The organism is Micromonospora sp. BL4 (genome assembly GCF_003667505.1).
GTDB lineage: Bacteria > Actinomycetota > Actinomycetes > Mycobacteriales > Micromonosporaceae > Micromonospora.
The window spans coordinates 31,072-48,583 of the sequence record NZ_RCVJ01000115.1; the positions used below are offsets into that span (position 1 = coordinate 31,072).

17 protein-coding genes are annotated in these 17,512 nt (G+C 72.0%); 10 read left to right on the forward strand and 7 right to left on the reverse strand.

Features of this window, described 5'->3' with window-relative positions; all coding sequences use genetic code 11:
* The first annotated feature begins 27 nt into the window (after positions 1–27).
* Both EAD89_RS12315 and EAD89_RS12320 read left to right on the forward strand, forming a co-directional pair.
* Complete coding sequence (locus EAD89_RS12315; protein WP_121675796.1) at positions 28–507, forward strand: hypothetical protein; 480 nt, start codon at positions 28–30, stop codon at positions 505–507.
* The gene (locus tag EAD89_RS12320; protein ID WP_121675797.1) at positions 507–962 is read left to right on the forward strand and encodes a hypothetical protein; all 456 of its coding nucleotides are present in this window, start codon (positions 507–509) and stop codon (positions 960–962) included. The genes EAD89_RS12315 and EAD89_RS12320 overlap by 1 nt, the downstream gene beginning before the upstream one ends.
* Positions 963–966: 4 nt before the next feature.
* On the opposite strand, the gene EAD89_RS12325 is transcribed toward EAD89_RS12320, so the two are convergent.
* Positions 967–1,632, reverse strand: coding sequence for a TetR/AcrR family transcriptional regulator (locus tag EAD89_RS12325; protein WP_121675798.1), 666 nt, complete (start codon positions 1,630–1,632; stop codon positions 967–969).
* Between the two features lie 112 nt (positions 1,633–1,744).
* Between EAD89_RS12325 and EAD89_RS12330 the strand changes: the two genes are divergently transcribed.
* Together EAD89_RS12330 and EAD89_RS12335 are read left to right on the forward strand one after the other, a co-directional pair.
* Positions 1,745–3,265: an NAD(P)/FAD-dependent oxidoreductase gene (locus EAD89_RS12330; RefSeq protein WP_233578559.1), complete on the forward strand. Its 1,521-nt coding sequence runs from the start codon at positions 1,745–1,747 to the stop codon at positions 3,263–3,265.
* Positions 3,266–3,339: 74 nt separating this feature from the next.
* Positions 3,340–4,224, forward strand: a complete 885-nt coding sequence (locus EAD89_RS12335) for an SDR family oxidoreductase (protein ID WP_121675799.1) — start codon at positions 3,340–3,342, stop codon at positions 4,222–4,224.
* A 3-nt stretch (positions 4,225–4,227) separates the two neighbouring features.
* Here EAD89_RS12335 and EAD89_RS12340 read toward each other — a convergent pair whose 3' ends face one another.
* The 3 genes from EAD89_RS12340 to EAD89_RS12350 all read right to left on the reverse strand — a co-directional run bounded on the left by EAD89_RS12340 (position 4,228) and on the right by EAD89_RS12350 (position 7,520).
* A complete protein-coding gene (locus EAD89_RS12340; RefSeq protein ID WP_121675800.1) occupies positions 4,228–5,688 on the reverse strand; it encodes a cryptochrome/photolyase family protein in 1,461 nt (486 codons plus the stop codon).
* A 110-nt stretch (positions 5,689–5,798) separates the two neighbouring features.
* Positions 5,799–6,983: a low temperature requirement protein A gene (locus tag EAD89_RS12345; protein WP_121654056.1), complete on the reverse strand. Its 1,185-nt coding sequence runs from the start codon at positions 6,981–6,983 to the stop codon at positions 5,799–5,801.
* A 117-nt stretch (positions 6,984–7,100) separates the two neighbouring features.
* Positions 7,101–7,520, reverse strand: a complete 420-nt coding sequence (locus EAD89_RS12350) for a hypothetical protein (protein ID WP_121675801.1) — start codon at positions 7,518–7,520, stop codon at positions 7,101–7,103.
* A gap of 185 nt (positions 7,521–7,705) precedes the next feature.
* On the opposite strand from EAD89_RS12350, the gene EAD89_RS12355 reads away from it, so the two are divergent.
* Positions 7,706–8,794 (forward strand): S-(hydroxymethyl)mycothiol dehydrogenase, encoded by a 1,089-nt coding sequence (locus EAD89_RS12355; protein ID WP_121654054.1) that lies wholly within the window; start codon positions 7,706–7,708, stop codon positions 8,792–8,794.
* Positions 8,791–9,420, forward strand: a complete 630-nt coding sequence (locus EAD89_RS12360) for an MBL fold metallo-hydrolase (protein WP_121675802.1) — start codon at positions 8,791–8,793, stop codon at positions 9,418–9,420. The genes EAD89_RS12355 and EAD89_RS12360 overlap by 4 nt, the downstream gene beginning before the upstream one ends.
* Positions 9,421–9,626: 206 nt before the next feature.
* Here the strand turns inward: EAD89_RS12360 and tsaA are convergent, their stop codons facing one another.
* Positions 9,627–10,055, reverse strand: coding sequence for a tRNA (N6-threonylcarbamoyladenosine(37)-N6)-methyltransferase TrmO (tsaA, locus tag EAD89_RS12365; RefSeq protein ID WP_121675803.1), 429 nt, complete (start codon positions 10,053–10,055; stop codon positions 9,627–9,629).
* 60 nt (positions 10,056–10,115) lie between these two features.
* Between tsaA and EAD89_RS12370 the strand changes: the two genes are divergently transcribed.
* A complete protein-coding gene (locus tag EAD89_RS12370; protein ID WP_121675804.1) occupies positions 10,116–10,586 on the forward strand; it encodes a VOC family protein in 471 nt (156 codons plus the stop codon).
* A gap of 567 nt (positions 10,587–11,153) precedes the next feature.
* Complete coding sequence (locus tag EAD89_RS12375) at positions 11,154–11,867, forward strand: hypothetical protein (protein ID WP_121654050.1); 714 nt, start codon at positions 11,154–11,156, stop codon at positions 11,865–11,867.
* 69 nt (positions 11,868–11,936) lie between these two features.
* On the opposite strand, the gene EAD89_RS12380 is transcribed toward EAD89_RS12375, so the two are convergent.
* Both EAD89_RS12380 and gdhA read right to left on the reverse strand, forming a co-directional pair.
* Complete coding sequence (locus EAD89_RS12380) at positions 11,937–13,307, reverse strand: hypothetical protein (protein ID WP_121675805.1); 1,371 nt, start codon at positions 13,305–13,307, stop codon at positions 11,937–11,939.
* Positions 13,308–13,453: 146 nt separating this feature from the next.
* On the reverse strand, positions 13,454–14,791 hold the full coding sequence (gdhA, locus tag EAD89_RS12385; protein WP_121675809.1) for an NADP-specific glutamate dehydrogenase: 1,338 nt from the start codon (positions 14,789–14,791) through the stop codon (positions 13,454–13,456).
* A gap of 194 nt (positions 14,792–14,985) precedes the next feature.
* On the opposite strand from gdhA, the gene EAD89_RS12390 reads away from it, so the two are divergent.
* On the forward strand, positions 14,986–15,297 hold the full coding sequence (locus EAD89_RS12390) for a MazG-like family protein (RefSeq protein WP_121675810.1): 312 nt from the start codon (positions 14,986–14,988) through the stop codon (positions 15,295–15,297).
* A gap of 1,196 nt (positions 15,298–16,493) precedes the next feature.
* Entirely contained in the window at positions 16,494–17,081 is a 588-nt protein-coding gene (locus EAD89_RS12395) for a hypothetical protein (RefSeq protein ID WP_121654048.1), read from the forward strand.
* Positions 17,082–17,512: the final 431 nt, after the last annotated feature.

Sequence of the window (17,512 nt, forward strand, 5' to 3'; positions counted from 1 at the left end):
TCAGGGGAGTCGTTCTACCGTCCCGGCATGGCTTTTCGCGACAAGGATCTACGAACGCCGGGACCGGTCATGGTGGACGGCCGGCAGCTCAAGCGCTACCACATCGACCAGCCGGAACGGCCCATCGAGCCGGAGGTGGAGAAGGCCGCGTACGACCTGCTGCCGGCCCTGCTGGCGGACGTCGCCGACGACGGCACCCCGGCCGCCGGGTGGGTGGTGCTGCACCGGGGCGCGGACACCGGCGCCTACCTCCTGGCGTACACCTGGGTGTGGGACAACGCGGTGGAGGTGCGCACCGCGGCGGCCGGGCAGCCGGCGCTGGACTGCCCGGACGATGATCCGGCACACTTCGTCGAGCTTCGCCGCCCTGCGGTGGGCTGCGTCTGGGAGTTGGCGGTGCTGGAGCACGAGCGCGCCGCCTGGGTCCGGCACATGCTGGCGCCGGAGAGTCCTGACCTGACCGGTTACCTGAACGACACACGAGCGGAAGGGCCGGTGGGCCGCTGATGGGCGACTTCGACTTCTTTGTGGGCACCTGGAACGTGGTCAACCAGCGGCTGCGCAAGCGGCTGGTGGGCTCCGACGAGTGGGAGGAGTTCCCGGGGCTGTCGGTCGCCCACGGCTTCTTCGGCGGCGGCGGCCACTTCGACGAGATCACCTTCCCGACCAGGGGCTCGGCCGGCGCCACGGTGCGGATCTTCGACCCCGCCCACCAGGAATGGTCGATCTACTGGATGAGCAGCGACCGCGGCGAGCTGGAGCAGCCGCCGATGGTGGGCCGCTTCGTCGACGGCGTCGGCCGCTTCTACGCCGACGACCAGCATGAGGGGCGCCCGGTGCGGTGCCGGTTCATCTGGTCGGAGATCACCGCGACCACCGCCCGCTGGGAACAGGCGTTCTCCACCGACGGCGAGCGCACCTGGGAAACCAACTGGATCATGACCTTCACCAAGGCGGCGTAGTAGCTCAGGTCGACGGCGGGGTGGCGGTGTCGCGGTAGATGCCGGCCATCCAGAGGTCGAGCAGCACGTCCACCACGTCCCGCTCGTCGACCGCCGGGCCGTCGCCGGCGAACGTGGCGTACCAGACGCGCTCGTTCATCGAGTTGAGCGCGATGGCGAGGTCCCGGGCGGGCAGCCCGTCCGGGGCCGCGCCGCGTCGCCGTTCCGCCTCGATGGCGGCCTCGATGGCCTGCACCCAGCGTTCCAGCACCGCCGCCCAGAGCCGGCGTACCTCGGCGTTGGTGCCGCGGACCTGCGCGCAGGCGAGCACCAGCGCGCGGTGCGCGCCGAACGTCTCGTGGAACCGCTGGATCAGCTCGCGCCACCGCGCCCGCGGGTCCTCCGCGAGCCGGACGAGCACGTCTCCGGCGGCCGCGTCGGCCTCCTCGGTGACCCGGTCCAGCAGGGTCAGCAGCACGGCGTCCTTGGACGGGAAGTAGAAGTAGAACGTCGGCCGGGAGATGCCCGCGCCCCGGGCCAGGTCGTCGATCGAGATGTCGCCGAAGGCCCTCTGCTCCAGCAGCCGCTCGGCGGTGGCCAGGATCGCCGTCTCCCGGTCGTCGCCGGTGGAACGGGCGGCGCGGCGACCGCGCGGGCTCGCTCGCCCGGCGCCGGTGCGGGCGGTCGTCATGTCCGGTGATGCTACCCGAAATCAACACCCTGTCGATGACACTCGACAGGGTGTTGACTGCTGTCGACGGCGGTGGATAGTGTCCGTCCACTGCCCCGGATGGAGGAATGCCATGACCTCCGACCATGTCGACGTGCTCATCGTCGGAGCCGGCCTGTCCGGCATCGGCGCCGCGTGCCACCTGCGCCGCGACTGCCCCGACAAGACGTACGCGGTGTTCGAGGCGCGCGACGCCATCGGCGGCACCTGGGACCTGTTCCGCTACCCGGGCGTCCGGTCTGACTCGGACATGTTCACCCTCGGCTACTCCTTCAAGCCATGGACCGACCCGAAGGCCATCGCCGACGGCGAGGCCATCCGCGAGTACGTCCGCGAAACCGCCCGGGAGTACGACGTGCAGCGGCACATCCGCTTCGGGCACCGGGTCGTACGCGCCGAGTGGGACAGCGGCACCGCCCGCTGGACGGTGCACGCCCAGCGCGCCGACACCGCCGAGACCATCGTCCTGACCTGCTCGTTCCTCTTCGCCTGCACCGGCTACTACCGCTACGACGAGGGATACACCCCGCCGCTGCCCGGCGTCGACGCGTACGCCGGGCGCCTGGTGCATCCGCAGCACTGGCCGGACGACCTCGACCACACCGGCAGGCGGGTGGTGGTCATCGGCAGCGGCGCCACGGCGGTCACCCTGGTGCCCGCGCTGGCCGAGCGCGCCGCCCACGTGACCATGCTCCAGCGCTCACCCACGTACGTCATGGCGCTGCCCTCGCGCGACGTCCTGGCCGACGCGCTGCGCCGCTGGCTGCCGGCGAAGGCCGCGTATCCGGTGGTGCGCTGGAAGAACGTGCTGCTGTCCACCGTCAACTTCCAGCTCAGCCGGCGAGCCCCCGGGCTGGTGAAGCGGCTGCTGCGCCGGGCCGCGAAGGGCCGGCTGCCGGTCGGCTACGACATCGACCGGCACTTCTCGCCCCGCTACGACCCGTGGGACCAGCGGCTCTGCGTGGTGCCGGACGGCGACCTGTTCACCGCCCTGCAGCAGGGCACGGCGTCGGTGGTCACCGACACCATCGACACCTTCACCACGCACGGCGTCCGGTTGGCCTCCGGCGACGAGTTGCCCGCCGACATCGTGGTCACCGCCACCGGCCTCAACGTGCTCGCCCTCGGCGGCCTGACGCTCCGCGTGGACGGCGTCGAGGTCGACCTGGCCGGCACCGTCGCCTACAAGGGCATGATGCTCTCCGGCGTACCCAACTTCGCACTCACCATCGGCTACACCAACGCCTCGTGGACGCTCAAGGCCGACCTGGTCGCCGGCTACGTCTGCCGGCTGCTGCGCCACCTGGACCGCACCGGCCAGCACGTCGTCACCCCGCTCCCGCCGCCCGACGGCGAGCGGGTGCCGCTCATCGACCTGCGCTCCGGGTACGTGCTGCGCAGCGTCGACGCGCTGCCCAAGCAGGGCGCCGCCGCGCCGTGGCGGCTGTACCAGAACTACGCCCGCGACGTGCTGCTGATGCGGCACGGCCGGCTCACCGACGAGGGCGTGCGGTTCTCCCGCGCCCGCGGCGTGACCGCGCCCGACGAGCCCGCCGCGCCGGCCGCGCCACCGACCGGCAGCCCGGTCCGCTGACCGGACGGTCCGGACGCGTACCGATCCACCCCAGGCCAGGTCGCCCGGGGCCCGCCAGGAAAGGAGCACCGATCGTGCAGAGGTTCGACTTCGCCGGCGCGACGGCCGTGGTCACCGGCGCGGCCAGCGGCATCGGTGCCGCGCTGGCACACGCGCTCGCCCGACGGGGCAGCGACCTGGTCCTGCTGGACCGCGACGCAGGGCGGCTCGACGCGGTCGCCGCCGCCATCCGCGCCGACCACCCGGACCGCCAGCTGCACACCTACCTGGTGGACCTCGCGGACGCGGCCGCCACCGCGCGGGTGGCCGTCGAGATCGGTCAACGGCACCCACGGGTACGGCTGCTGGTGAACAACGCCGGAGTCGGCCTCGGCGGCCGGTTCGACCAGGTGACGTTCGACGAGTTCAGCTGGGTGATCGACATCAACTTCCGGGCCGTGGCGCAGCTGACCCACGCGCTGCTGCCCACCCTCAAGGCGGAGCCCGGCGCGCACCTGGTCAACGTCTCCAGCCTGTTCGGGCTGATCGCCCCCGCCGGGCAGGCCGCCTACTCGGCGAGCAAGTTCGCGGTGCGCGGCCTCACCGAGGCGCTGCGCCACGAACTGGTCGACGACGGCATCGGAGTGACCTCGGTGCACCCCGGCGGGATCCGCACCCGGATCACCGAGAACGCCCGCGTCGGCAGCGGCGTCTCCGTCGAGGAGTACACGGCCGGCCGGGCGCAGTTCGAGAAACTGCTCACCATCGCGCCGGAACGGGCCGCCGAGGTGATCCTGCGGGGCGTCGAGCGACGCCGGGGCCGGGTGCTGATCGGCTGGTCGGCGAAGGTGCCGGACCTGCTGGCCCGACTGCTGCCGGCCTCGTACAACCGGCTGCTGGTCACCGGTTTGAACCGGGGCGTCGTCCGCCCGACGCCGTCCGCCGGTGCGGTGCCGGCCGCCGACACCGGCCGCGGCTGACGGTCAGGGCGGTGTGCTGCCCCGCTTCTCCTCCTGGGCCAGCACCGCCTCACGGTGCTCCGGCTCGGCACGCCGGGCCAGTTCGGCGGCGAGTCGCGGGTCGGCCACCAGCCGCTCCCGGTTGCGGTGCAGAAAGCTTTCGAAACCCCCGGTGTACGGGCAGGCCAGGTCGCCGAGCGCCCGCTCGGGCACGTAACGACAGCCCGCGCAGTAGTCGCTGATCTCGTCGATGTCGGTGCCGTCCACCGCGTACGGGCGGGTGTCCACCCGGGCCAGATCGGCGTACTGGCTCATGCCGATCACCGTCGCGTTCATCACCCAGTCGGCGCCGTCGACGAAGCAGCGCTGGAACCAGTCCACCACCTCGGTCGGGCGCCAACCGCGCTGCAGCGCGTAGTTGCCGAGCACCAGCAGCCGGGGGGCGTGGTGCGTCCACGCCCCGTCCCGTACGGAGGCGAGCACGTCGGCCAGGCAGCGGGCCTCCACCGCGTCGGCGTCCAACTCGACGAACCAGTCCGGCACCGGCTCGGTCGCGGCCAGCCAGTCCGCTCCCCGGAACCGCGGTTCGAAGTACCAGTACAGCTGCCAGAGGAACTCCCGCCAGCCGAGCAGCCCCCGGATGAACGGCTCCACCGCCGTACGCGGGGCGATGCCGGCCCGCCACGCCTGCTCGGCGGCGCGCACGGCCGACTCCGGGTCGAGCAACCCGAGGTTGAACGAGGACGAGAGCGCCGAGTGCGCGAACAGCGGGTCGTCGGCGCTCATCACGTCGGCGTACCGGCCGTACCCGACCAGCCGGTGGGTCACGAAGTGCTCCAGCCGGGCCCGCGCCTCGCCGTGGGTGGCCGGGAACCGCCGGGGGCCGTCCCGGCCGACGAACCGCACCCCGTCGGCCGCCCACCGGTCCAGCTCGCGACGGACCTCCGCGTCGATGTCGTCCTCGACGATCGGCGGCGGTGGTGGCGGGGTCGCCGGCGTGGCGCCGCCCTCGGCGCGTGGTCGCCGCGTCGTTCCGGCGCCGCCGGCCGGGCCGGTCAGCACGGCGTGCCACCGGCGGGCGTGCCGGTAGAAGTCGGTCATCCGCAGCGGGCCGCGCCGGGAACGGTCCGCCCAGTCGGCGAAGTCGGCCTGGCTGGTGATGAAGCCACGCGGCGGCAGCACCGCCAACCCCGGCACGGACCGGGCGAAGTCCAGTGCTGCCCGGGAGTGCGGATGGCACACCTCCAGCGGCTCGGCGACCTGCGCCAGCGCCTCGCGGAACGTGTCGGCGCGCAACAGCAGCGCCCGGTCGCCCAACTCCGCCGCCCGGTGCCGCAGCGCGGAGAGGATCAGATGCGCCTTCTGCCGGTGCATCGGCCGGCGGCGGAACAACTCCCGGATCTCCACCAGCAGCACCGGCTGGTCGGGGTCGTCGAGGAAGTGTGGCCCGAGCTGGTCGGCCAGCAACCATCGGCGGCGAAGCATGCCTCAATTCTGCCCACTCCCGGGCCGTCGCGCCCAACAGCGGGCCGGCAGGTCGCGTCCGCTCCCGGGCGGGGCGGCACCGGCACCGGCCGGACGTCGCGGCTCGGGACTCAGGCCGGGTCGGCCTCCGGGGCCGAGGTCGGCAGGACGTCACGCCGGCGCAGCAGCACCGTCAGTGTCACCAGGGCGAAGAGCAGCAGCGCGAGCAGGGCCACCGGGGCCGGGCCCAGCGGCGCGAGCAGCGCCAGCAGTGCGACGACCGGGAACGCCACGACCACCGCGCCGCGCTGCTGCAGGCGCACGTGCAACACCCAGACGGTGAGCAGGTAGACGGCGACCGGGACGGCCACCGCGTACCCGGCGGTGACCTCGGAGATGTGGGCGATGTGCCGCTCGTGGTCCGCCACCACGACCAGGCCGGCGCCGACCGCGGCGACCGCGGCGAAGATCAGATAGTGGCCGTAGCCCCAGACCAGCGAGTAGGGCAGCCGGTCGGGCGCCTCCACCGGCCGGTCGAAGTAGAGCCACCAGATCGCGAACACGATGACCGCACCGGCCGCCGCGAGAGACCAGAGGCCGTGGGCGCCGGCGTCCAGCCCGGTCTGGATCGCCAGCGAGATGGACAGCACTGCCTCGCCGAGCACGATCAGGGTGAACAGTCCGTACCGCTCGGTGATGTGCCGGGGGTGCCACGGTGTCATCCCGGGCCGCTCGGCCACCGCCGGCACCAGCAGGTCGGCCAGCGCCAGCAGCACGAACGACGCGATGCCCCACTCGTCGGGCAGGGTCAGCCGCAGCAACCAGCCGATCTGCACGACGGTCACGCCGATGGCGTAGCGGCGGGCCGCGGAACGGTGCTCGGGGTCGCCGGCGGCCGCCCGGGTCCAGTGCACGACGGCGGCCAGCCGCATCACCACGTACCCGTAGGTGATGACGGTGAAGTCGCCGTCGGTGAACGCGCGTGGCACGCCGGCCGCGATGATCAGCGCCCCGGCGATCTGCACCAGAGTGGTGATCCGGTAGACGTCGTCGTCCGTGTCGTAGGCCGAAGCGAACCAGGTGAAGTTCATCCACGACCACCAGATCGCGAAGAACACCATCAGGTAACTGATCACCGCGTGGCCGAGGTGACCCTCGGAGACGTCGTGGTGCAGATTGCCGGCGGCCTGCGCCACGGCCACCACGAAACACAGGTCGAAGAACAGCTCCAGCGGGGTGGCCGAGCGGTGCGGCTCGTCCCGGAGACGGGGCCGCATCGGCCGGTAGAACGGCCGCACGGAAGGGGAACGGGTCAACGCAGCTCCTCGGGTCGCCCACACGATAGCGAGCCGGGCACCCGTTCCAGGCGTGATCTGCGGCGCGGGCGGTCAACCGGCCTGCACCACCCGGCGCGCGGCGTCCCGCGGGTCGGGTCAGTGGTGCCGGCGGCCGTGGGTCAGCCCCTCCAGCACCAGGGTCAAGCCGGCGCCGAGCAGCCAGATGTCCTTGGCGAACCCCGTGCCCTGCTGGGTCGGACGCACGCTGCCCGGCTCCCGCATCCCCGGCGTCTTCAGGTAGAGCTGCATCAGGCCCGCGCCGAAGGCGGTCAGACCGAGCCCGGCCAGGGAGGCCGGGACGAACGGCGCGAGCAGCGCGGCCCCCAGGGCGATCTCGGAGTACGACAGCAGCTTGGCGAAGCGCGCCGGCTCCAGCTGGCCGAGTTGCGGCATGGCCGCGACCGCCATCCCGTGCATGCCCTCCGCTGCGCCGCCTTCCAGATTGCGCTTGCTCAGACCAGAGTTGAGGATGAACGCGCCGATGCTGACCCGCAGTGGCAGATGCGCCAGTTTCATGATCACTCCTGGTGGCCGGTGGTCCGAATGCGGCCCGCGTACCCGCCGCAGCCGGCGATAACCCGTTGGGCCGACTGGGCCGGCCGTGGTGATCGCGGTAGGTTCGCGAGGGGCTCACCGCCGGGCCCCGGTCACCCCGCCGGCCCGGCACCCGGCCCCGCCGCAGATCACCAGCAGGAGGCGAAGTGAGCCAGGAAGTCCGGGGAGTCATCTCCCGCAGCAAGGGCGCGCCGGTCGAGGTCACCACCATCGTGGTGCCCGATCCCGGTCCCGGTGAGGCGATCGTCCGGATCCAGTCCTGCGGGGTCTGCCACACCGACCTGCACTACCGCGAGGGTGGCATCAACGACGACTACCCGTTCCTGCTCGGCCACGAGGCGGCGGGCATCGTCGAGCAGGTGGGGGAGGGCGTCACCGACGTCGCCCCGGGTGACTTCGTGGTGCTCAACTGGCGGGCGGTCTGCGGGGTGTGCCGGGCCTGTCGTCGTGGCCGCCCCTGGTACTGCTTCAACACCCACAACGCCCGTCAGCGGATGACCCTCACCGACGGCACCGAACTCGCACCGGCCCTGGGCATCGGCGCGTTCGCCGAGAAGACCCTCGTGCACGCCGGACAGTGCACCAAGGTGGACCCGGCCGCCCGACCGGCCGCCGTGGGACTGCTCGGCTGCGGGGTGATGGCGGGTCTGGGCGCGGCCATGAACACCGGCAACGTCACCCGCGGCGACTCGGTCGCGGTGATCGGCTGCGGCGGCGTCGGCGACGCGGCGGTCGCCGGGGCGGCCCTCGCCGGCGCCACGACGATCGTCGCCGTGGACACCGACTCCCGGAAGCTGGACTGGGCGCGCAAGTTCGGCGCCACGCACACCGTGAACGCCTCCGAGACCGACCCGGTCGAGGCGATCCGCGCCGCCACCGGAGGCTTCGGCGCCGACGTGGTGATCGACGCCGTGGGTCGACCCGAGACGTGGAAGCAGGCGTTCTACGCTCGGGACCTGGCCGGCACCGTGGTGCTGGTGGGCGTGCCGACCCCGCAGATGACGATCGAGCTGCCGCTGCTGGACGTCTTCGGCCGCGGTGGCGCCCTCAAGTCCAGCTGGTACGGGGACTGCCTGCCCAGTCGGGACTTCCCGATGCTCACCGAGCTGTATCTCCAGGGCCGGCTCGACCTGGACGCGTTCGTCACCGAGGAGATCGCGCTGGACCAGGTCGAGAACGCGTTCGACCGGATGCACAACGGCGACGTGCTCCGGTCGGTGGTGGTGTTCCCGTGAGCGCCCGGGTCGAGCACGCGGTCACCGCCGGCACGTTTTCGCTCGACGGGCAGACCTTCGACGTGGACAACAACGTCTGGGTGCTGGGCGACGACACCGAGTGCGTCGTCTTCGACGCGCCGCACGACGTGGCCGCGATCCTCGCCGTGGTGGGTGACCGGCGGGTCCGGGCGATCCTGGCCACCCACGCGCACGACGACCACGTCCGCGTGGCGCCCGAGCTGGCCCAGGCCACCGGCGCGCCGGTGCTGCTGCACACCGCCGACCGGGTGCTCTGGGACATGGTCCACCCCAAGCTGCCGCCCAACGGCGAGTTGCACGACGGGCAGAGCATCGACGTGGCCGGCACCACGCTGCGGGTCCTGCACACCCCCGGCCACAGCCCCGGCGCGTGCAGCTTCCACGCGCCGGAGCTGGGCGTGGTGTTCACCGGCGACACGCTCTTCGCCGGGGGCCCGGGCGCCACCGGCCGCTCGTACAGCGATTTCGACACCATCGTCCGGTCGATCCGCACCCGGCTGCTCACCCTGCCGCCGGAGACGGTCGTGCACACCGGACACGGCGACGACACCACGATCGCCGCGGAGGCGCCCCACGTTCAGGAGTGGCTGGCCCGGGGCCACTGATCCGGCCGCGGCCCGCCGGCGCGACGGCCTGTCGGCGCGACCGCGGCCTGTCGGCGCGACCGCGGCCTGTCAACGCGACCGCGGCCTGTCGGCATGACCGCGGCCTGTCGGCATGACCGCGGTGTGCGCTGGGGTCTGCGGCTGCGTGGCCGCCGGCTCGTCGGCCCGCTGGCGCGGCTCTGGCCCCGCCGGGGCCGGCTGGCGCGTCAGCGCTCGTCGGCCGCGCCCAGCACCGGCTTGACGTCGAGCACCGGGGTGCCGTCCAGCGCCTCCAGGTCGGCGACCCGCACGCGCAGCCCGTCCACCGCCAGCACCCGCACCCGGTGCAGCCCGATCGGGTTGGGCCGGTGCGGGGAGCGGGTGCTGAACACGCCGGTCTCCCGTCGCGTCTCGTCGCCGCGCGGGTGCACCGCCAGCACGTCCCGCCGGGCCCGGTCCAACCAGGTCAGCACCAGCAGTTCCGCGCCGACCGGTACGTCGCGCACGGCCCGCTCGACCTGCGCGTCGAACACCAGCCAGGCATCCGGCGCGCCCTCGTCGCCCTGCTTCGGCGCACTCGCCGCGTCGGTCAGTGGCGAGACGACCCGCCCGACCGGCCGCAACAGGTACGCATCTTCGCGTTGGGCACCGGCCATGGTGGCTCCCTTCCGGACGGTCCAATCTAACCGGATCACGTCGGCACTAAAATCCTGCTCATGGCCGCCGAACACCCCGTACCCGTCGTCCGTCAGCTGCGCCTGGTGGTGGAGGCCGCCGACCACGAGGCCGCCGTCGCGTTCTTCCGCGACGCGCTCGGCCTCCGCGAGGAGGCCGCGTTCAGCGGCGACGGGGACGCCCGGGTGGTGATCCTGGACGCCGGCCGCGCCACCCTGGAGATCGCCAACCCGGCCCAGAAGCGCATGATCGACGAGGTCGAGGTGGGCCGGCAGGTCGCGCCGCGCATCCGGGTGGCCTTCGAGGTGGACGACACGGAGGCGACCACCGCCCGACTGGTGGCTGCCGGTGCGAGCGAGATCGCGCCGCCGACGCGTACGCCGTGGCAGTCGCTCAACTCCCGCCTTGACGCCCCCGCCGACCTCCAGATCACCATCTTCCAGGAACTGCTCACTCCGGACGAGGGTGTCGGGACGGGGGATGCGGAGTCCGAAGGTGACGGCGACAACTGAGTCGGGCAGCGGGCGGAACGGGGGGCCGGCCGCCGAGACACTCCAGCGCCTCACACAGCCCTGGCGCGTTCTCGTCCGCCAGGGCGAGCCGGACGGCAACCTCACCAACCGTGCTGGCTTAGACGCTCACTAACGGTAGCGACAAACCGCTAGCTGCCTGCCTCCCCATCACCGTGCATGGCCCCTTTGCTCTGCTTACCTCTACGCGCCACGTCCCGTGAGCTGCGAATGCGCCGTTTCCGCCAGCCACGGAGGTCTCTCACCCTGGTCACGGAACGTGGCCGGTGCGTATAAGTAAGCAGAGCAAAGGCTGGCGTTCGGACGTTGCCGCCGGGTTCCCGAAAACACCATCCGTCACGGCTGTCCGGCCTGATGTCGGCAGTGCCCCCATGTCCGACCTGCGCCGTGACCGGGACCGCAACGAGCCAGCCCTCCGGCATTTCCGGAATGCCCGACAGGTGAACCTGGTTGTGTCCCCCGTACCGCCGGAGCCCAAACCCTTTCCGCGGTCATCTCCCGAGGAGTGTTCACCCCGGAGCGCTCCGCACGATCGAAAGGGCAACCATCGTGAAGGTCGACTTCACTCGATGGCTCCCCGCCATCGCTAAGGACTCGTACCGCAAGACCGCGCTGAGCGTTGTGGGTGTGGCCGCCCTCGGTGGCCTGGCACTCGCGCCGACAGCGGCCGCCGCCCCGGTCACCTCCGGGCCGCACCAGGGCGCCGTTGCCGCCATCGACCTCGCCACCGGCAAGGCTGCCACCACTGCACGCCAGGAGGACCAGCCCGTCGAATCCGGGCTGACCACCGGCTCCGCCACCGGCAAGCCCCCGGCCGGCAAGCCGAGCCGCGAGAAGCTCATTCCGCACGGCATCGAGGGCGCCCAGTCGCGCATCCCGCTCGACGACGCGCAGCTGGCCAACGCCCGGGCCATCGTCGACGCGGCCAAGAAGACCGGCGTCGGCGACCGTGGCGCGGTGATCGGCGTCGCCACCTCGTTGCAGGAGTCGAAGCTGTACAACCTCGGCCACCTCGGCGCGTACAACGACCACGACTCGCAGGGCCTGTTCCAGCAGCGCCCGTCGTCCGGTTGGGGTACGCCCGACCAGATCACCGACCCGGAGTACTCCGCCACGGCGTTCTTCAGCGCGCTGAAGAACGTGGGCGGTTGGCAGGACCTGCCGCTGACCACCGCGGCGCAGACCGTCCAGGTCTCCGCCTTCCCGTACGCGTACGCGCAGTGGGAGGAGCAGGCGGCGGACATCGTCCAGCAGCTCTGGTGACACCCGCACACACGACGCCGGCCGGCTCCCGAACAGGGGGCCGGCCGGCGTCGTCGTGTTCCGGGTACCTCAGCAGGCCGGGTAGAGGCGCCGGGTGCCGACCCCGGCGGCGTACGCGGCCCGGTCACTGAACCGGCAGCCGTAGTCGGGACGCGCGACCACCGCCGGGTCGGTCACCGTGTCGCCGGCGGGGCGGGCGCCGGTGCGTACCCAGGACACCAGGTCGTCCCAGGCGGCGCCGGCCTCGGCCGGGGTGAACTCGCAGTGCTGCGTGGCCCGGATGGCCCGCTGCACCACCAGCCGGCCGCGACCGTTGCGCGCCACCTCGGTGGCGTACGCCTGCTCCATGCTGAACGGCACGAACAGGTCACCGAGGCCGTGCAGGCTGAGCACCGGCGCGGTCGGACGGCCGGCGATCCGCGGCACCTCGGTCAGCGTCGGCAGGATCCGCTGCCAGACGTTCTCCGGGGCGACCCGCCGCACGGCGGCGTTGACGTTGACCGGGCTGTTCGGGGTGTAGCGGGTGAGCAGGTTGGTGGAGAGTTGACCGGGCCGCTCGGCGGGGGAGTCGCCGCCGCTGGTCACGCTGATCGAGAAGAGGAAGTCCTTCCACACGGCGAACGCGGCGTCCGCGCCGGGCCTCGGCCCGCCCGAACGGTTCACCGTGATCGTCCGCAGCTGCTTACCCCGGTCGGTGGTGGTGTCCGGCCCGGTGGGGGTGAGCCCGGCGAGGCCGAGCGCCACCTGGATCCGGGGTACGGCGTTGGTCAGGTAGTCGGCGGGCGTGGGGTAGGCCGGCACCCCGGAGAGCGCCTGCGCGACCAGGTTGTAGTCGAGGTAGAAGTCGAGCAGCGTCTGGTCGCCGAGCACCCCGCACATGGGCAGCGCGCCGTCGTAGTAGCCGGGGTACTGCTCCAGCGAGCGGCCGATGACGTACCCGCCCATCGACACCCCCGCCAGGTAGGTGTGGTGCGGCCGGCGGACCGTCCGTCCGAAGTGGTCGGCCAGTTCCTTGGTGCCCAGCACTCCGGAGCGGATGTGGAAGCCGTTGCGGTCGTACGAGGACGACGCCCAGGCGTACCCCTGCTCCAGCAGCCGCTGGCGCAGCCCGAAGCCGGGCTGCTCCGGGGAGAGCACCGTGCCCTGGCCGCGGTAGCCGTGCGCCCACAGCACCAGGTCACCGTTCCACCGGGCGGGGACCTCGATGATGTACCCGGCGTGGCGGTGCACGCCCTGACGTACCGTCGTCGGCTTGCCGGCCACGACCAGCGGCGCCAGCGGCGGATTCTCGATGGTGTACCCGGGCAGCGGCTGGCCGCCACCCGGGTCGCGGTCGGCGGTGGCGCTGGCTGGCGCTGCGCCAGCCAGCCCGACCGCCAGGGTCAGGGTCGCGGTGGCGGCGAGCAGGCGGCGGAGGGTGCGAACGGGTGAGGACAGCATCGATGCTCCCCATCGGACGGATGTCGCCCGTGGGCGACCAGGCGGGACGGTTGCCTACCGGCCGGTAGCGTCCTGAACCTAGGACCGCCGTCGACCAGAGTCAATGGCTGCGCTGACCGGTCGGTCAGGCCCGACTGTCCGGCCGGTCAGACCAGACCGTGCGCCAGCATCGCCTCGGCCACCCGGCGGAACCCGTTGATGTTCGCCCCGGCCACGTAGTCGCCGGGCAGCCCGTACTCCTCGGCGGTGCTCCAGCAGCGAGCATGGATGTCCCGCATGGTCTCCCGCAGCCGCTGCTCCGACTGGGCGAACGTCCACGAGTCCCGGCTCGCGTTCTGCTGCATCTCCAGCGCGCTCACCGCCACCCCGCCGGCGTTGGCCGCCTTGCCCGGGGCGAATCGCACGCCGGCCCGGCCCAGGATCCGCACCGCCTCCGGCGTCGTCGGCATGTTCGCCCCCTCGACCACCGCCACGCAGCCGCCGGCCACCAGCGCCGCGGCCTCCGCGCCGCCGATCTCGTTCTGCGTCGCGCACGGCAGGGCCAGGTCGCAGGGCACCTCCCAGACGGTACGGTCGGGCACGGCCACCGCGTGCGGCACGTGCCGTAGGTAGTCGTCGAGCCGGCCCCGCCGCTCCTCCTTCAGCTCCCGCAGCAACTCCAGGTCGATGCCCTTCTCGTCGAGTAGGTACCCGTCGGAATCCGAGCACGCCACCACGGTCCCGCCGAGCTGGTGCGCCTTCTCGATCGCGTAGATCGCCACGTTGCCCGAGCCGGAGACGACGACCCGCTTGCCCTCCAGGCTGTCGCCGCTCTGCCGCAACATCTCCTCGGCGAAGAACACCGCCCCGTAGCCGGTCGCCTCCCGGCGCGTCTGCGCACCCCCGTAGGCCAGTCCCTTGCCGGTGAGCACACCGGACTCGTAGCGGTTGGTGATCCGCTTGTACTGGCCGAACAGGTAGCCGATCTCCCGGCTGCCCACCCCGATGTCCCCGGCCGGCACGTCGGTCTGCGCGCCGATGTGCCGGTGCAGCTCGGTCATGAAGCTCTGACAGAAGCGCATCACCTCACGGTCCGAGCGTCCTTTCGGGTCGAAGTCCGCGCCGCCCTTTCCGCCGCCGATCGGCAGGCCGGTCAACGCGTTCTTGAAGATCTGCTCGAAGCCGAGGAACTTCACGATGCCCAGGTAGACCGACGGATGAAAGCGCAGCCCGCCCTTGAACGGGCCGAGCGCGCTGTTGAACTCCACCCGGAAGCCGCGGTTGACCCGTACCCGCCCACGGTCGTCCTCCCACGGCACCCGGAAGATAACCTGTCGTTCCGGTTCGCAGATCCGCTCGATGATCCGCGCCTCGGCGTACTCGGGGTGCCGGGCCAGCGCCGGACCAATGCTCTCCAGCACCTCCCGCACGGCCTGGTGGAACTCCGGCTCGCCCGGATTGCGGGCAACCACACTGGCGAACACCGTCTCGACGGTCTCCGGCATGACCGGCACGTCCCTTCCGTATCGGCGGCATCGTTGCCGCCACCGTGCCGGCGCGACCCACCGGCCGCCCCGGAGTACGGCCCACCGCCCTCGTCCGGTTCACCGCTCATCGGCCAGTCCTCGCGCCGACGCCTCCACCCCACGCCCGCCCCCGGTTGCGCGGCGCGGTGGGCGGGTCGGGTTGACTGGTGGCCGTGGACGAGTCGATCTGGGAGGCGGCCCGGGCGTCGCGCGGCTGGTTGGACGCGGCGAACGGCACCGGGCAGACGGAACTGACCTGTCGCATCCTCAAGCTGACCGAGGAGGCGGGGGAGGCGTCGGCGGCCTGGATCGGTCTGCTCGGGCAGAACCCGCGCAAGGGCGTCACGCACACCCGCGAGGACGTGGCAGCGGAGTTGGCTGACGTCGCCTTCACGGCGCTGGTGGCGATCGAGAGCCTGGGGCTGGATGCCCGGTCAGTGTTGGACTCCTGCGCCGCGAAGGTTCGCTCCCGTCTCGTTGGCTGAACGGGGTTCTGCCTGGTTTGCCCCCTTGACCTGCGCTGCCGCGTTGCGTGGGACGGGGTGGGGCCCGCCGCGCCCGGTTCCGGGCGGTCAGGCTGATCCCTGCGCCGGGCACGGCGGGTCCCACCCCGTCGGTGGTTGCCGTCCGCCGATCCCTGCCAGGGGTCAGCAAGCCGGCTCGCCGGGTCCGCGCGATCATCGGCCCTCGCTTGCCGCCCCCCGATCACCGGCGCCCCGATCACCGGCGCCCCGATCACCGGCGCCCCGATCACCGGCCCCACGGTTGGCGGCGTGCGCGATCCCGGCCAGCCGATTGCCGGTCCGCCCGATCGCCGGTCCGCCCGATCGCCGGTCCGCCCGATCGCCGGTCCGCCCGATCGCCGGTCCGCCCGATTGCCGGTCCGCCTGATTGTCGGCTTGCCCGATCCCCGGTGCCGCGCGGTCCGGCAAGTGGCGGCCTGTTCCGGTCTTGGGGAAATGCGGCCTCGGCCGGCCTCGGGGCGGTGGCTGTGGTGAGCGGTATACCTGTGAGTCATAAATATGCCTCTGAGGTATCGCGCTCGTTGACCACCTCGCCCGGGATCGTCCGAGGATTGCCTCTTCGGGGTGATCGACTCGATATCGGGGATGTTGCGGTGTCCGGGGCTTGCGGATGCCCCGATATCGGCGATACCGAGTCGATCAACCCGCATGCCGGGCTCTTCGGCGCTGCACCGTCCGGCGAGTCCGATCCAGCCTGTCCGGTATGGGATGGTTTGACGGTGGCCGGGTGCGCCCGTGGGCTGGAATCGTGGCGGGCCCGGGGTCGTTACACACCCTGACGATCGCAGCAACACCGCCAGGTCACCTCCACCCCTCGGGGCTGGGATGACAGCGAGGCCGGGTTGGAATGCCCGCGGGTGCGCGGTCATTGCAGACCCCCGACCGACCGACCGCACCAGCAGCCGCTTGCACGGGGTGCCGATGGATGGGCCGACCCCGGAATGACCCCGGCCCGGCGGTCGTTACACATGGACCCGGCGCCACGAGGCCCTCCGCCCGCAGGCCGCTGGACCCCGGCGCCACGAGCCCCCCGGCTTGTCGGCCGCCGACCTAAGACTTTCCCCCCATGTATGAGAGCGCCGGACGAGGTGCTTGCACCCTGCGTGCCGTTCCGAACAAGGGCGCGTGTGAGGTGTCTACCCCCGAAGGAGCCCCCGATGAACACGATTATTCGTAAGAGCGTGCTGTCCGTTGCTGGTCTGGCGTTCGCCGGTGGTGTGTTCGCCGGTCCGATCGCTCACGCTGGTGCTCCGGCGGTGGATGCGAAGCCGGTTGCGGTGGCGGTGCAGGCGGACAAGCCGGATATGGGCAAGCTGATCCCGCATGGTGTGCAGGGCGCGCAGTCGCACATCGACCTCAACGACGAGCAGACCGCGAACGTCAAGGCGATCATCGCCGCGACGAAGAAGGCCGGTCTGCCGGAGCGGGCCGCGGTGATCTCGATCGCCACGAGTCTGCAGGAGTCGAAGCTGGAGAACCTGGGCCACCTCGGCGACATGAACGACCATGACTCGCTGGGCCTGTTCCAGCAGCGCCCGAGCTCGGGTTGGGGTACGCCGGAGCAGATCACCGATCCGGAGTACTCGACGACCGCGTTCCTCAAGGGCCTCAAGCAGGTTGACGGTTGGCAGGACATGGCGTTGACCGACGCCGCGCAGACCGTGCAGGTCTCGGCGTACCCGGATGCCTACGCCCAGTGGGAGCAGCAGGCTGCTGACCTGGTCGCCCAGTACTGGAACAGCTGACCCACCGCACGACAGCAGGAGCACGACAGCAGAACACCGATCGACCGCTGGCCGGCACCCGAACCCGGGGTGCCGGCCAACGGCATGTCCACGATTGGCGACGCACGGCAGCGGAGCGTCAGCGCTGAGTGATCCGAATGGTGGGCGGGTACGTACCCACGGGAGGGGACCGGCGGAGGGACAAGGGCATGGCCGCAGTGGGGCAGGGCACGGATCACCAGCCGGAGCCGGAGCCGGAGCCGGAGTCAGTACCGACGGGTGATGCCACCCCACGTCGGAGCTGGTCCATCGGCACTCGGATGTTGCTGGCCGCCACGGCCGTCGTGCTGATCCTCGGCGCCGCCGCGGTGGTCGTGATCATTGCCGATCCGCACCGCCTCGGGATGTCCTCTCCAGCGCACCCGACGATGCCCGCCCCGACGCCACTCGCC